The sequence below is a fragment of the Luteimonas sp. MJ250 genome (assembly GCF_039548455.1).
In the GTDB taxonomy this organism is placed as follows: Bacteria; Pseudomonadota; Gammaproteobacteria; order Xanthomonadales; family Xanthomonadaceae; genus Luteimonas.
On record NZ_JBCLVB010000016.1, the window covers coordinates 87,904 to 101,892 of the forward strand.

The window sequence follows — 13,989 nt, forward strand, 5'->3', positions numbered from 1 at the left end:
CCCGATCCTAACCCCGTGGGGTGGCGGTGGTGGTGGAGTCGCCGACCGCATCCAGCCGCCGCCGCGTCATCGGACCGAAGCCGAGGGCGTCGGCGAAGGCGGACACGGCGCCTGGATCGGGCAGTGCGCGTGCGAAGGGCGGCACGGCGTCGACAAGGGGTGCATCGCAGGAGATCGTCGACAGCTGCCGGCAGAGCAGGGCCTGCCCACGATGCTCGCGCAGCCGCGCGGCCACCTGCGCTGCGCCGCGCAGGCGCAGGAATGCGACTTCGTCGATGCGTTCCAGGAGGATGTCCAGGCTGCCGAAGTGCGCCAGCAGCACCGCTGCGGTCTTGCCGCCGATGCCAGGAACGCCCGGGATGTTGTCTACCGCATCGCCGCACAGCGCGAGGAAATCGGCGACCTGGTGGGCGTGCACGCCCTGCCGCGCCTTGACTCCGGCCGCGCCCCAGCGCTGGTCGCGGGCATAGTCCCACTGTTCGTCGCCATCCTCGAGCAGCTGCGACAGGTCCTTGTCCGCCGACACGATCACGCCGCGGTAGCCCTCTCCGCGGGCCAGCACCAGGGCGCTGCCGATGAGGTCGTCGGCTTCGTATTCGCGATGCGCAAGGATCGACAGGCCAAGCGCCGCGCACAGCGACTTGCAGTAGGCGAACTGGCGCTTGAGTTCGGCCGGTGCCGGGGCGCGATTGGCCTTGTAGGCCGGGTACAGCGCGTTGCGGAAGCAGGAGTCCAGGGCCTCGTCGAAGGCGATGGCGATGTGCCGCGGGCGTTCGCGCTCCAGCAGGTCGAGCAGGAAGCGGGCGAACCCGTGCACCGCGTTGGTCGGCCAGCCGTCGGCGTCGTGGAAGCCGTCGGCCGGCATCGAGTGCCAGGCCCGGAACACGTACAGGCTGGCGTCGACCAGGTACAGCGGGGGCGCCGCTGCGCTCACGCCGGCGGAGTCCATTCACGCAGCAGCGCGGCCGGGTCCGGCCGCTCGCGCTCGCGCGCTTCGGACTGCGGAGTGCCGACGTGGATGAAGCCGGCGATGCGTTCGTCCGCGCCCAGCCCGAGGAGGCCACGCACGTCCGGGTCGTAGGCCGGCCAGCCGGTGAGCCAGGTGGCGCCGAAGCCCAGCCCCTGCGCCGCCTGCAGCAGCGCGAAGCAGGTGCAGCCAGCGGTGAGCAGGCGTTCCTGCTCCGGTATGGCGTCGTCGCCGGGGTCCAGCACCGCCACCACCACGAGCACCAGCGGCGCGTGCGAAAAACGGGCGCGATCCTTGGCGGCCGCGGCGTCGCCGGCATCGGGACGCAGGCGCAGGCCACGGTTCGCGACCGCGTCCCCCAGGGCACGGCGGGCGTCGCCGGTGATCGACAGGAAGCGGAAGGGCACGCGCTTGCCGTGATCGGGCACGCGAACGGCCGAGGCGAGCATGCGCTGCAGCGTGGCGGCATCCGGGCCGGGCTCGGCGAGTTGCCTGGCCGGCACCGAACGTCGTGCGTCCAGGGCCTGCAGGACGGGAGGGGTCGGGCTATTTGAGATTGCAGTCACAGACTTGGAAGGCTCCATTCAGGGATGGTAGGCGTGGGTGCATCCCCCAGCACCGGCCGCATCCCCTGATGATCGCAGAAGAACCTTCCGCCTACCTGTCCAAGACGCGCCACGGCTCGCTGCGCGACCCCGTGCGCCTGTTCGACGCGCTCAGGCGCGAGTCGGTTACCGCCCTGGGCGGCGTGCTGTCGGGCTTCTGGGGCACGATCGAAGAGCAGGTGCGGCTCGAGGCGCTGGCCGGCCATGACTACAGCGGTGCGCAGGACGACCGCATGGCGGTCATGGCGCTCGGACACCGCGCGCTCGACCTCGCCACGCGCTACCGGGAGTCGCTGGAGCGCGAGTTCGACGCCTGGCGCAAGCCGCCGGTCGAGCAGGGCGAGGACAAGTCGCTCAGCCTGATGTCGGAAGGCGAACTCGAGATCCACCTTGCCGGCCAGCACACCACCGAGCTTCTGGACCACCAGTTCCTGCATCCGCTGGAACAGCTCGACGAGCGCCTGCAGGCCCTGGCCGCGGCGCTGGGCGTCGAGGGCAAGCGCGCCAACCCGGTGCGGCCAACAGCGGCCGTGGCCGCTTTCGTCAGCCTGTTCGGTGCCGAAGACCTCACCCGTGGCCTGCGTCCGCTGGTGTTCAATCATTTCGACAAACGCCTTCCCGAGGTGCTCGGCGAGCTTTATGAAAAGCTCAATGAGCTGCTCGAGGATGCCGGCTTCGGCTTCCAGTCCCGCGGCAGTGCCGGCAGCGCCGTCCGCGGCCGAGCGGAGGCCGGGTCCGGCGGTGGCTCCGGCGGTGGTTCCGGAGCTTCGCGCGCTGCCGTCGCCGGGCAGGCGGGGGCAAGGTCGCGCGCGGGCGACGCGGGGGAAGAGTGGATGCCCGATGGCGGCACCGTGGAACACCTGGACGGCGCCCCGGGCGGCGGTGGCGGCGGCTACAGACACGGCGGCCACGGCTACGGCAGCGATGGTGTGGCCGGCGGCGCGGGCAATGGCGGAAACGGCAACGGTGGCGTCGGCTCTTCGATCGCGGCCGCGGCACATGCGGCAACCGCCGAAGGTCGCCCTCCGCGCTATCGCGACGTCGTCCGCGAACAGTTGGCCAGCTGGCGGGCTGCAGGCGCCGCGGAGATCGAAGGGGCCGGGGACGCCGGCGGGTCGCGGTCGGATCAGGCCCTGGACGACGGCGTCGAGGTGCTGCGCACCGAGGACCTGCTGAACGTGGCCCAGATCCTGCAGGGCGATGACACCGCGCCCTACGCCAGGGCGCTGGCGGCCAGCGACGCCCGCGAACTGACCCGGGTCATGCGCGAAGCGATCCTCGGCGGCGTTCGCCAGCTGGGATTCGACGCCGACGCCACCCACTTCAGCGTCGACGAAGAGGACGCGATCGACCTGGTCGGCATGCTCTTCAGCTCGATCAACGATGCCAACGACCTCGAAGACCGGGCGCGCGATTTCTTCGGGCGCCTCGTGGTGCCCTATCTCAAGGTCGCGCTCACCGACGATTCGATGTTCAACCGCCGCAGCCATCCCGCGCGGCGCCTGCTCGACGTGCTGACCGAGGCCTGCGACGGCAACGTCGGCGAAACGCCGCAGGACCGCGAGACCCTGGACCATGCAGAGCGTGCGGTTGACCGGGTGGTCGACGAATACGACGATGACCAGGCGATCTTCGAACTCGCCGCCAGTGAGCTGCGCGACCAGCTCGAGCAGCAGCGCCGGCGCACCGACCTGGCCGAGAAGCGCGCGGGCGAGGCCATCCACGGCCGCGAACGGCTGCAGCAGGCGCGCGCGCACGCCGCCGACCTGGTCGCGTCGCGGCTGTCGGACCGCGCGCTGACCGCGTCGGTGGCGCAGTTCCTCGACCGCCACTGGCGCCACCACCTCACCCAGTCCTGGCTGCGCGACGGCGCAGGCACCGCGCGCCACCACCAGGCCATCGCCCTTGGCGACGCCATGGTGCAGGTGGATGCCGACGCCTTCCACGCCCGCGGGCGCGTGGTCGCCGAGCAGCTGCTGGCGCTTCAGGTGCCCTTGGGTGAGTGCTATTCCAACTGCGGCATGGACGCCACCGGGGCCCGCGATGCGATGGCGAGGATCATCTCGGCGCTGGGCCTGCCCGACGCGCCGCGCCGGGTCCACCATCCCGACGCCGCAGTGGACGATGTCGATCCGGGCGCCGACGAACCGGCACTGGCCGGCCTGCAGCTTGCGGGCGGCACCGATACCCTTGAATTCGATCCCGAGGTTGCTGCCCGCATGCGCCGGCTCCGGGTGGGGCAGGGCCTGCGGCTGGTGGACGAGGACGGCCATGAAACCGCAGGCCGGATCGCGTGGATCAGCCCGCTGACCGGGCGTTTCCTGATCGTCAACCGTCGAGGTGCGCGCAGGATGGTGGTGTCACCCGAGGAACTCACGGCGCTGGTCGCCGCGGGCCGGGTGGTGATGCGTTCGACCGATGCGCCCTTCGACGAAGCCATGCGACAGGTCTGGCAGCGCCTCAACCCGAAAAAGCAGACCGTCGGCGGCCACTGACTGCCGGAGCCGCAACCGCAGCGCATCCACGCGGCGCAGCACGCAAGTGTGTCCCCGGTCACGGCTCTTCGGCTATCGTGGTGCCACGTCCACATGCGTCGGCACCTCCAGAATGCAGCACCCTGATCGTAGCGGCGGCTCCGGCCGGGTCCAGGCCACGCGCCAGAGCGGGGCAGCCGACCGCCTGCTGGAGGCATTGCACCTGGGATTCCGCGCACGCCTGCAACCGCTGCTGGCCGCCGCGCGTGACGCCGCCGAAGCAGCGCTGCGGCAGACGCTTGCCGGATCTCGGGACGAGGAGCTGGTCGAGGCGCTGGCCAACGTACTCGTCCTGGGACACGAGAAACCGCGCAGTGAGCGCAGCTGGCAGGGTCATCTGGGCCGCGGCTTTGAAGGCTGGCCGAAGCCGTTCGCCGATGCCGCGGCAGCCTCGACGCTGGCCCTGGTTTCCGACGGCGAGCTGCACGCGCAGCTGATCGGCCAGCCGACGATCGACGCGCTGGGGCGGCGCTTCGCCAGCGTGCTGGAGATCATCGACGGCCGCCTGTGTTCGCTGGCCTCGGCCATGGGCGGCGAGGGCCGGCCGACCAACCCCTTCGCGCCGCGCGCGGTGGTCGATGCCTACCTGGACACCTTCAGCGCTGTCGACTGCGATCCGCTCGCGCGGAGAACGCTGCTGCAGCAATACGAACGCCTGTGCATCGCGCCGCTCACCGAGGCCTACGCCTGGCTCAACGCCGCACTCGCCGAGGGCGGACACGCGATGGACGGCGCCAGCGCCGGTGCGGCCCTGCTCGCACAGGGGGTGGACATGGCCGGCGCCCCGGCCTGGCTCGGAGACGATGCGCTGGAGCCGGTGGCGTCCTCGTGGCGTCGGGGCGAAGGCAGCGACGCGGCGCCCGGCGCCGGGCGCGGCCAGGTCCTGCGCCGGCGCATGGGACGGCCGCTGGCCCGGGCCGGCGACGGCGATCGGCCGCGCGCCTATGGCCACCAGGAATTCATTTCGATGCTGTCGCTGGTGCAGGGCAGCGAAACTCCGGACCAAGCCCTCGCCGTGCCGGGCAGCATCGCAGCCCATCTTCGGGGCAGCCTGCTGTCGGCTGCGGAGGGCCTCGGGATCCCGCGCGACCTCGCGCATGCCTCGCAGCACCAGGATGACGCCATCAGCGTCGTCGGTGGCCTGTTCGACGGCCTGTGCGCGGGCGCGGTGCTGACTGCAGGCGCGCGGGCGCGGATCGCGCGCCTGGCCTGGCCCTGGCTGCGCCTGGCACTGGATGACGAGCAGCTGTTCGATGACGCCGGGCATCCGGCAATGGAACTGCTCTCCGGCCTCGTGCAGTGCTGGGACGCCAACGCCGCGGCGGCGGACGACGAGTCGGCGCTGCACGCACTGGCCGACGCCATCGCGGATTCGGTGGCCAACGGCTACCACGGCGAGGCCATGGTCTTCGTGCGTGCCCTGGCAGCGCTGACTGCGGGGCTGGAGCCGCTGCAGCGGCGTGCCGCGATCAGCGAGCGCCGGGCCTGGCAGGCCATCCACGGCAAGGAGCGGCTGCAGGCCGCGCGCCGCGAAGCCGATGCCCTGGTGGCGGCGCGCCTGGACGGTCGCAGCATGCTCCCGGCGGTCTCGGAGTTCCTCTCCGGCGCCTGGCACCAGGCCCTGGTCCTGCTGCGGCTGCGCGACGGCCCCGGTTCAGAGCGCCATGCCGGGATCGTGGCACTGGGCGATGACCTGCTCCGAATCGACGCGGCCGCGGCGGCGGCGCGCGGCGGCGAGGTCGCCGACGGGCTGCTCGCGATTGTTCCCCGGCTGAAGTCCTGTATCGCCGCCGGCGGTGCCGGCGAGGCCGAGTCCGAAGACGCACTGGCGCGGCTGGTGGCTGAGTTCGTCCGGCCCGATGCGCCGCGCAGCATCGTGCACGCCGCCATGACGTCGGAGCAGGTCGGGGACCGCAAGCCGGGTGCCGATCGCGGCGACCCTCCTCCGCCTGGGCAGGTGTTCATTTCGCGCCAGGATGGAGGCCAGGCCCTGGTCTGGCTGCGCCTGGCCTGGACCAGTCCGGTCAGCGGGAACCACATGCTGGCCACTCGCCAGGGTGTGCGCCATGCCCTGATGTCCGCGGACGAACTGGACGCGGCCGTAGCTGCCGGGACCCTGCTGCCGAGGCCGGTGGAGGGGCCGGTGGAAGCCGTGCTGCGCGAACTGGCGACCGGCGCCCGGTTGGATTGAAGGCGGCGCATCGCGCACGCTCGGGACATTCGCTAGGATGGTCCGGAGCGGACACCGGGGAGCGGGCATGGCAGTGAACATTGGAGTCGCGCGCGAAACCGCGCCCGGCGAGCGAAGGGTCGCCCTGACCCCGGAAACCTGCAGGAAGCTGGTCACAGCCGGCGCAACCGTCACCGTCGAGCGTGGCCTCGGCGCGCTGGCGCACTTTCCCGATGCCGCCTATGCCGCCGCCGGCGCCACCCTGGTCGACGACACCGCGGCCGCCCTGTCCGCTGCCGAGCTGGTGCTCTGCGTGCAGGCGCCGCCATCGGACGTATTGGCGACGCTGCGCGAGGGCGCGACCATCATCGGCCAGCTGCAGCCCGACGCCGACCAGGCGCGCGCCGACGCCATCCGCGCGCGCGGCCTGGTCGCTTTCCCGCTGGAGCGGCTGCCGCGCACCACGCGCGCGCAGGCCATGGATATCCTCAGCTCGCAGGCCGGCATGGCCGGCTACAAGGCGGTGTTGATCGCCGCCCAGTTGGCGCCGCGCTTCTTCCCGATGCTCACCACCGCGGCCGGCACCATCCGTCCGTCCAAGGTGCTGATCATCGGCGCCGGTGTCGCCGGCCTGCAGGCGGTCGCAACGGCGCGCCGGCTGGGCGCGCAGGTGGAATGCTTCGACGTGCGCCCCGAGACGCGCGAGCAGATCGAATCGCTGGGCGGCCGCTTCCTCGACCTGGGCGTGAGCGCGGCGGGCGAGGGCGGATACGCGCGCGCGCTGACCGACGAGGAGCGCACCGAGCAGCAGCGCCGCCTGGGTGAACACCTGCGCACCATCGATGCCATTGTCTGCACCGCCGCGGTGCCCGGGCGTCCGGCGCCGCGGATCGTCACCGCGGACATGGTCGCGGGCATGGCCCCGGGCAGCGTGATCGTGGACCTGGCCGCCGAGACCGGCGGCAACTGCGAGCTGACTCGTCCCGGAGAAACAGTGGACGCCGGTGGCGTCACCGTGGCCGGGCCGCTCAACCTGGCCAGCAGCGGTGCGCTGCATGCCAGCGAGATGTTCTCGCGCAATGTGTACAACTTCGCCAGGCTGCTGGTGGGCGAGGGTGCCCTGGCGTTCGACTGGGACGACGAACTGCTGGCAAGGACCGTCTGGCCACCCCGCGACGCCTGAACAAGCGGCTTGCATGCGCCGCCATTCGCGTCCGGGGGCCGGCCATGGCCGCGACTCCATCCCGCGTGCAGCGACCCTGATTTTCAGCGCTCCCGCGGCCGCTCCGGCGGTGCCGGATTGACCTTGACCCAAGCCCGGCGCTGCTCCGGGCTCATCTCCTTCCACTGCGTGCGGAGCGCCTCGCGCTCGCCCTCTGGCAGGGCCTTCATGCGCGAGTAGAGCGCGCGCATCGCTTCGCGCTTTTCTGGCTCCATCTGCTGCCAGCGGTGGGCGCCGCGGCGTGCGCGCTCGCGCTGCGCGGGGTCCATTTCCTGCCAGCGCTCGGCATGGGACAGCATGTGCGCGCGCTTTTCGGGACGGTCGTTCCAGCGCTGGCGCACGGGCGCGACCAGGGCGTCGCGCTGGGCGGCGGTCAGGTCGTCCCAGGCGGGCAGCGCCGCGGCGTCCTTCGTCGGCTGCGCCGCCGCGGGCAGGGCGGCGGCCAGGGCCAGGGCCAGCAGGGCCGCTGCGATCGATCGGGTGCGGAAGTTCGGCACGGTCATCACTCCATGGCCAGGATCAGGCTGTCCTGGGCTGCGAGCCACAGGTACAGATCGGGGTCTTCGTCGAGTGCGGCGAAGCTTTCGTCGTAGTCCGCCGCCTGCACCGCCTCGGTAGCCGTGGCCAGTGCCGGGATGTCACTGCCCCCGGGCAGGGACGACGGGTCCGGCTGGCGCAAGCCGATGGCCAGCGCGAATACGGCGGTCGCGGTGGCGGTCGCGGCCAGCCACCAGCCGCCGCTGCGGCGGGCGGCCGGCGCCCGCGCTGCGGCCTCGCGGCGGATGCGCAGCTGGTACGTGGTGCGCGAAGGCACCTGTTCGACGGCGTGCGCGTGCAGCGCACGCATCCTGCGGTCGAAATCGCCGTGGTGCTGGTCGTTCATCGGAAATCCTCCAATCGCTTCTGCAGCGCGATGCGTGCGCGTGACAGGTGTGTCTTGACCGAGCCTTCGCTGCAGCCCATGACGCGGGCGGTCGTCGCCACGTCGAGTTCCTCCAGCACGCGCAGGGTGAAAGCCTCGCGCTGGCGCCGGGGCAGGTCGCGCAGCGCCGCGACCAGTTCTCCGTAGGCCTCCTGGCCGTCGTGGCTGCGGGAAGGATCCGGCTCGTCGCCGGCCCATTCCACGCCCGCCTCCTGGCGCTCGTCGGCCGAGGTCATCCAGCCCAGGCGCAGCGTGCGCCGGCGCTGGGTGTCGACGATCCGGCTGCGCAGGATGGTCCAGAACAGCGGCGTCCATTCCTGCGCCGGGCGGTCGCGGTAGCCCAGCATCCTGATCATGGCGTCCTGCAGCGCGTCCATCGCGTCCTCGCGGTGGCGCAGGCCGGCTTCGGCAAAGCGGAAGGCGCGCGCGGCGATGCCGTCGAGGAAGCCCTCGAGGGTCTCGGCATCGCCGGCCGCCCCGACGGGCGGCACGACGGCCGTGGCGGCGGCATCGGCAGGCATGCCGTCCAGCATAGCCACCCCGGTGCCGCTGCGATGTGCTTGCACGCTGCCGTCCATCCACCTGCATCCAATGGGATCGGCATTGACAACGCACGTCGCGGCCCCTGGTTGACAGCGGCGGTGGCGGCGGCGTCCCGGGCGGTTATGATCGGCACGGGCAGTTCCGGGGAGAGCACGCGTGGCCGATGGATTCGTGGCGCTGTACATCTTCATGCTGGCGGCGATTGCCGGGCATGTGATCATTTCGCGCGTGCCGGTGATCCTGCACACGCCGCTGATGTCGGGTTCCAACTTCATCCACGGCATCGTGCTGATCGGCGCGATGGTAGTGCTGGGACACGCCGACACCACGCTGGAAAAGGCGATCGGATTCGTCGCCGTGGTGATGGGCGCCGGCAACGCCGCCGGTGGCTACGTCGTCACCGAGCGCATGCTTGAGATGTTCAAGCCCAGCGGAAAAGCCAAGGCCGGCGACAAGGGGGGCGGCGCATGAGCAGCCAGGAGATCCTGCTGCTGGTGATCAAGGCCAGCTACCTGGCTGCCGCCACGCTGTTCCTGCTGGGAATGCAGCGCATGGCCTCGCCGCGCACCGCGCGCAGCGGCATCCAGTGGGCCGGCGTCGGCATGGTGCTTGCGACCCTGGTCACCTTCTTCATCCCCGGGCTGCAGAACGTGGCGCTGATCGTGGTGGCCCTGCTGCTGGGCACGGTGCTGGCCTGGGTCTCGGGCAAGAAGGTCGCGATCACCGACATGCCGCAGATGGTCGCCATGTACAACGGCCTCGGCGGTGGCTCGGCGGCGGCGATCGGCGCGGTCGAGCTCCTGCGCTGGACGGACGCGGGCCAGGCGCCCGGGGTGGTCGTGCCGGTGCTGGCGGTGCTGGGCGCGCTGATCGGCTCGGTGGCGCTGACGGGTTCGATCATCGCCTGGGCCAAGCTCGACGGGCGCATGGACAAGCGCTACAGCTTCCCGGGCATGCAGCTGTTCAACGCCGCGGTGTTCGTCGCCGCGCTGGTGCTTGGCGGCATGCTGGTGCATTCGCTGGGCGTGCCGCTGGTGGTGGCGTTCTTCGTCGCCGCGCTGGCGCTGGGCGTGCTGATGACGCTGCCCATCGGCGGCGCCGACATGCCGGTGGTGATTTCGCTGTACAACGCGCTGACCGGACTGGCGGTGGCCTTCGAGGGCTATGTGCTCGGCAACGAGGCGCTGATCATCGCCGGCACCATGGTCGGTGCCGCCGGCATGCTGCTGACGCGGCTGATGGCCAAGGCCATGAACCGCTCGATCGGCAGCGTGCTGTTCTCGAACTTCGGTGCCACCGGCGAGGCGGCGGAGATCAGCGGCAGCCAGAAGCCGATCGAGGCCGCCGACGTGGCCGCGATGATGGCCTACGCCGAACGCGTGGTGATCGTGCCCGGCTACGGCATGGCCGTGGCCCAGGCGCAGCACAAGATCTGGGAGCTGAGCCAGCGCCTGATCGAACGCGGGGTGAAGGTGAAGTTCGCCATCCACCCGGTCGCGGGGCGCATGCCGGGCCACATGAACGTGCTGCTGGCCGAGGCCGGCGTGCCGTATGACCTGATCACGGACATGGACGACATCAATCCCGAGTTCAAGAACACGGACGTCAGCCTGGTGATCGGCGCCAACGACGTGGTCAATCCGGTGGCGAAGACCGATCCGGCCAGCCCGATCTACGGCATGCCGATCCTCGACGTGGTCGATTCCAAGAACACCATCGTGATCAAGCGCGGCAAGGGCAGGGGCTTCGCGGGCATCGAAAACGCGCTGTTCTATGCGGATAACGCGCGCATGCTTTACGGCGACGGTTCGGAGATGGCCAGCGCCCTGGTCAGCGAGCTCAAGGCGCTCGACGGCGGCCACTGAGGAAGCGGCGACCCGAAGTCCGGCGTCGATGGGGGCCCGGGATCGGCACCGGGCCCGGGAACGCAGCGGCGAGCGTGGACCGTGCACGCTGCGGCCTGTAAGCCCGGTCAGCGGCTTGCGACTGCGGCCACCACCAGCCCCGCCGCCAGCCAGGCCAGCGCGACCGCATCGTTGGCCATTCGTGCCAGCAGCCAGGCGTGCTCGACGCCGAGCTTGCCCATTGATGCCCAGGGCGCCAGGCCGAGCATGCGCCCGACCTCGGTGGCGATGATCCCCCAGTTCGCCAGGGCGATCGCCAGCGTTGTGGCCAGCACGCCCGAGAGCGCGCGGGCAAGGCCGGGGCGGTGCCGGCCCATCCGCAGCAGCAGCGCGGCGTCCACCGCCGCGACCACCGCCATCCAGCTGCATTGGCGTCCAGTGGCCTGGGCAACGAGGATCCAGGCGGCTGCGATGCCGATGCTTCCGGCCAGCGCCAGTGCCAGCGCCGTTGCGGGCCGGGATCGGGATGGGGGCATGGAACAGAGCGCCTTGCAGGGCGGTACAGGATAGCGCTCCGCGCAGCGGTAGAATGGTGGACCCGCACCGGAACGTCGCGAGCACCCACATGTATTCCCGCAACAGTGAACCCGTCCGCCTGGAGCGCGACTGCGCCGCAGTGCTCGTTCCCCAGGGCGACGAGGTCACTCTGCCCGCCGGCAGCGTGGGCTACATCACCCAGGCACTCGGCGGCAGTTTCACGATCTTCGTCGAGGGCAACCTGTTCCGCATCGCCGGCGAGGACGCAGACGCCATCGGCAAGGAGCCGCCGCAGCCGCTGGAGCTGGAAGAAGGCGCCGACGATGCCGAGGTCGAGCGTCTGGTGTGGTCGCAGATGCGCACCTGCTTCGATCCGGAGATCCCGATCAACATCGTCGATCTCGGCCTGGTCTACGAGGCCAGGGTCACCCATCGCGACGACGGCCAGCGCCTGGTCGAGGTGAGCATGACCCTGACCGCCCCCGGATGCGGCATGGGCGACATCCTCGTGGACGACGTCCGCAGCAAGCTGGAAATGATCCCGACCGTGGTCGAGGCCGACGTCGAGCTGGTGTTCGACCCGCCGTGGACCCGGCACATGATGTCCGAGGCCGCGCGCCTGGAAACCGGAATGTTCTGATCCGGACGGCGGGCGCAAGGCCCGTCTTTCCTGTTTCCACAACGGAATGCCTGAACTGTGACGTGTAGCCCGCATGGCGCTGCCAAGTGCGTCGTGTTGCCCCTTGCGCGGCAGTGGGGTGTCGCTTAGCGTCACTTTGCGGACGAAAAGTGTCAGTCCGCTTCGCGTCCGGCGGCTGCCAGAAACGGGGAGGGGATTCCCGGAACGGTGCCGCCGGCCTCCACGCCGCCAAGTGCGGCACGGCTTCCGCTCCGGGAAAACCCACTCATGACCGACGAAAAGCTCCGCCGCGCGCGCTTGCACGCCCTCGCGCTTGCAACCACCGTGGCCCTGGCCTCTCTGGCCGCCGCGCCTGCGATTGCAGCAGAGCGCATCAATCTCAGTGGCCTGCAGGCTTCGGAACAGCACGACCGCTTCATCATCAAGTATGTCGACGGCAGCCCCGAGCAGGCCAGCGCGAAGCAACGCGATGCCGCACTCAGGTCTGCTGCCGGCACCCTGCCCGCCGGCGCACGGGGCCAGCCGCTTGTGCTGCGCCACGAGCGCCGCATGGCCGTGGGCGCCGAGGTCATCACCACCAGCCGCAAGCTCGACCGCGTCGAGGCCGAGACCCTGATGCGCCAGGTCGCGGCCAATCCCAACGTCGAATACGTCGAGGTCGACAAGCTCAACAAACTGGTCATGACCCCCAACGACACCAACTTCAGCCAGCAGTGGGGCTACGGCACCGGCTCCGGCGGCATCCGCGCCACCCAGGCCTGGGACACGACCAGCGGCGCCGGCACAGTGGTCGCTGTGCTCGACACCGGCATCACCAACCACAGCGACCTCAACGCCAACGTGCTGCCCGGCTACGACTTCATCTCCACGGCCTCGGTCGGCGGCGATGGCAACGGGCGCGACGCCGACGCCAGCGACCCCGGCGACTACTCCGGCGGCTACGCCTCCAGCTGGCACGGCACCCACGTCGCCGGCACGGTTGCGGCGGTGACAAACAACGCCAAGGGCGTGGCCGGCACCGCGTACGGTGCGAAGATCGTGCCGGTGCGCGTGCTCGGCCGCGGCGGCGGCTACGACTCCGACATCGCCGATGCGGTGATCTGGGCCTCGGGTGGCTCGGTCAGCGGCGTGCCCGCCAATGCCAATCCGGCGGAAGCCATCAACCTGAGCCTGGGCGGCTCGGGCAGCTGCGGCAGCGCCATGCAGAGCGCAATCAACGGTGCCGTCGGCCGCGGCTCGACCATCGTGATCGCGGCGGGCAACAGCAACGCCAATACCTCGGGTTTCTCGCCGGCCAACTGCAGCAACGTCATCGCGGTGGGTTCGATCACCAGCACGGGTGCGCGCTCGAGCTTCTCCAACTACGGGGCGACCGTCGACATCGCGGCGCCGGGCTCCAACATCTATTCCACGCTCAATACCGGCAGCCAGGGCCCGGGCAGCGAGAGCTATGCAAGCTACAACGGCACCTCGATGGCGGCTCCGCACGTGGCCGGCGTGGTCGCCCTCATCCAGTCGGTCTCCAACCCGGCCAAGACCCCGGCCCAGGTCGAGGCCCTGATCAAGAGCACGGCGCGGGCGTTCCCGTCGACGCCGTCGCAGCCGATCGGCGCCGGCATCGTCAACGCCAAGGCGGCGGTGGATGCGGCCGGTGGTGGCGGCGGTGGAGACCCGGGCGACCCTGGCGATCCGGGCGGCAACGAGCTTGCAAACGGCACGCCGGTGACCGGTATTTCCGGCGGCTCCGGCAGCACGCAATACTGGACGATCACCGTTCCCGCCGGCGCCACCAACCTCAACATCGCCACCAGCGGCGGCAGCGGAGACCTTGACCTCTACGTGCGCCGGGGTTCGCAGCCGACCACGTCGACCTATGACTGCCGTCCCTATCGGTCCGGCAACGCCGAGAGCTGCAGTTTCGCCGCGCCGCAGGCCGGCACCTACCACGTGATGCTGCGCGGGTATTCGGCGTTCTCGGGCGTCACCCTCAGCGGCAGCTACAGCG

At 70.8% G+C, this 13,989-nt stretch carries 12 protein-coding genes and 1 pseudogene; 7 read left to right on the forward strand and 6 right to left on the reverse strand.

What is annotated here, in order from left to right:
- Positions 1-7: 7 nt before the first annotated feature.
- Together WCE37_RS14030 and WCE37_RS14035 are read right to left on the reverse strand one after the other, a co-directional pair.
- Positions 8-949, reverse strand: a complete 942-nt coding sequence (locus tag WCE37_RS14030) for a 5'-3' exonuclease H3TH domain-containing protein (protein WP_343279901.1) — start codon at positions 947-949, stop codon at positions 8-10.
- The gene (locus WCE37_RS14035; protein WP_343279902.1) at positions 931-1,551 is read right to left on the reverse strand and encodes a nitroreductase; all 621 of its coding nucleotides are present in this window, start codon (positions 1,549-1,551) and stop codon (positions 931-933) included. Before WCE37_RS14035 ends, WCE37_RS14030 begins: the two co-directional genes overlap by 19 nt.
- Positions 1,552-1,601: 50 nt before the next feature.
- Here WCE37_RS14035 and WCE37_RS14040 point away from each other — a divergent pair, with 50 nt between their 5' ends.
- The 3 genes from WCE37_RS14040 to WCE37_RS14050 all read left to right on the forward strand — a co-directional run bounded on the left by WCE37_RS14040 (position 1,602) and on the right by WCE37_RS14050 (position 7,459).
- Entirely contained in the window at positions 1,602-4,067 is a 2,466-nt protein-coding gene (locus WCE37_RS14040) for a DUF1631 family protein (protein WP_343279903.1), read from the forward strand.
- A 112-nt stretch (positions 4,068-4,179) separates the two neighbouring features.
- Positions 4,180-6,297: a DUF1631 family protein gene (locus WCE37_RS14045; protein ID WP_343279904.1), complete on the forward strand. Its 2,118-nt coding sequence runs from the start codon at positions 4,180-4,182 to the stop codon at positions 6,295-6,297.
- Between the two features lie 67 nt (positions 6,298-6,364).
- On the forward strand, positions 6,365-7,459 hold the full coding sequence (locus WCE37_RS14050; protein ID WP_343279905.1) for an NAD(P) transhydrogenase subunit alpha: 1,095 nt from the start codon (positions 6,365-6,367) through the stop codon (positions 7,457-7,459).
- 83 nt (positions 7,460-7,542) lie between these two features.
- Here the strand turns inward: WCE37_RS14050 and WCE37_RS14055 are convergent, their stop codons facing one another.
- From WCE37_RS14055 to WCE37_RS14065, 3 genes are read right to left on the reverse strand one after another with little or no spacing between them, the layout of a single operon-like run.
- Complete coding sequence (locus WCE37_RS14055; RefSeq protein WP_343279906.1) at positions 7,543-7,995, reverse strand: DUF3106 domain-containing protein; 453 nt, start codon at positions 7,993-7,995, stop codon at positions 7,543-7,545.
- Between the two features lie 5 nt (positions 7,996-8,000).
- The gene (locus tag WCE37_RS14060; RefSeq protein WP_343279907.1) at positions 8,001-8,381 is read right to left on the reverse strand and encodes a hypothetical protein; all 381 of its coding nucleotides are present in this window, start codon (positions 8,379-8,381) and stop codon (positions 8,001-8,003) included.
- Positions 8,378-8,953 (reverse strand): RNA polymerase sigma factor, encoded by a 576-nt coding sequence (locus tag WCE37_RS14065; RefSeq protein ID WP_343279933.1) that lies wholly within the window; start codon positions 8,951-8,953, stop codon positions 8,378-8,380. Before WCE37_RS14065 ends, WCE37_RS14060 begins: the two co-directional genes overlap by 4 nt.
- A gap of 166 nt (positions 8,954-9,119) precedes the next feature.
- Between WCE37_RS14065 and WCE37_RS14070 the strand changes: the two genes are divergently transcribed.
- The gene (locus WCE37_RS14070; RefSeq protein ID WP_343279908.1) at positions 9,120-9,434 is read left to right on the forward strand and encodes an NAD(P) transhydrogenase subunit alpha; all 315 of its coding nucleotides are present in this window, start codon (positions 9,120-9,122) and stop codon (positions 9,432-9,434) included.
- On the forward strand, positions 9,431-10,828 hold the full coding sequence (locus tag WCE37_RS14075; protein ID WP_343279909.1) for an NAD(P)(+) transhydrogenase (Re/Si-specific) subunit beta: 1,398 nt from the start codon (positions 9,431-9,433) through the stop codon (positions 10,826-10,828). Before WCE37_RS14070 ends, WCE37_RS14075 begins: the two co-directional genes overlap by 4 nt.
- Positions 10,829-10,935: 107 nt before the next feature.
- Here WCE37_RS14075 and WCE37_RS14080 read toward each other — a convergent pair whose 3' ends face one another.
- On the reverse strand, positions 10,936-11,343 hold the full coding sequence (locus WCE37_RS14080) for a hypothetical protein (protein ID WP_343279910.1): 408 nt from the start codon (positions 11,341-11,343) through the stop codon (positions 10,936-10,938).
- A gap of 89 nt (positions 11,344-11,432) precedes the next feature.
- On the opposite strand from WCE37_RS14080, the gene sufT reads away from it, so the two are divergent.
- Positions 11,433-11,984: a putative Fe-S cluster assembly protein SufT gene (gene sufT / locus WCE37_RS14085; RefSeq protein ID WP_343279911.1), complete on the forward strand. Its 552-nt coding sequence runs from the start codon at positions 11,433-11,435 to the stop codon at positions 11,982-11,984.
- A gap of 267 nt (positions 11,985-12,251) precedes the next feature.
- Positions 12,252-13,985: pseudogene (locus WCE37_RS14090) on the forward strand (S8 family peptidase); the annotation flags it as partial.
- Between the last annotated feature and the right edge of the window lie 4 nt (positions 13,986-13,989).

Excerpts from the sequence above, each read along its gene's own strand:
- WCE37_RS14060 (WP_343279907.1), bottom strand. The coding sequence starts at position 8,381 with ATGAACGACCAGCACCACGGCGATTTCGACCGCAGGATGCGTGCGCTG.
- WCE37_RS14040 (WP_343279903.1), top strand. The coding sequence starts at position 1,602 with ATGATCGCAGAAGAACCTTCCGCCTACCTGTCCAAGACGCGCCACGGC.
- WCE37_RS14075 (WP_343279909.1), top strand. The coding sequence starts at position 9,431 with ATGAGCAGCCAGGAGATCCTGCTGCTGGTGATCAAGGCCAGCTACCTG.
- WCE37_RS14050 (WP_343279905.1), top strand. The coding sequence starts at position 6,365 with ATGGCAGTGAACATTGGAGTCGCGCGCGAAACCGCGCCCGGCGAGCGA.
- sufT (WP_343279911.1), top strand. The coding sequence starts at position 11,433 with ATGTATTCCCGCAACAGTGAACCCGTCCGCCTGGAGCGCGACTGCGCC.
- WCE37_RS14065 (WP_343279933.1), bottom strand. The coding sequence starts at position 8,953 with ATGCTGGACGGCATGCCTGCCGATGCCGCCGCCACGGCCGTCGTGCCG.
- WCE37_RS14045 (WP_343279904.1), top strand. The coding sequence starts at position 4,180 with ATGCAGCACCCTGATCGTAGCGGCGGCTCCGGCCGGGTCCAGGCCACG.
- WCE37_RS14035 (WP_343279902.1), bottom strand. The coding sequence starts at position 1,551 with ATGGAGCCTTCCAAGTCTGTGACTGCAATCTCAAATAGCCCGACCCCT.
- WCE37_RS14080 (WP_343279910.1), bottom strand. The coding sequence starts at position 11,343 with ATGCCCCCATCCCGATCCCGGCCCGCAACGGCGCTGGCACTGGCGCTG.
- WCE37_RS14030 (WP_343279901.1), bottom strand. The coding sequence starts at position 949 with ATGGACTCCGCCGGCGTGAGCGCAGCGGCGCCCCCGCTGTACCTGGTC.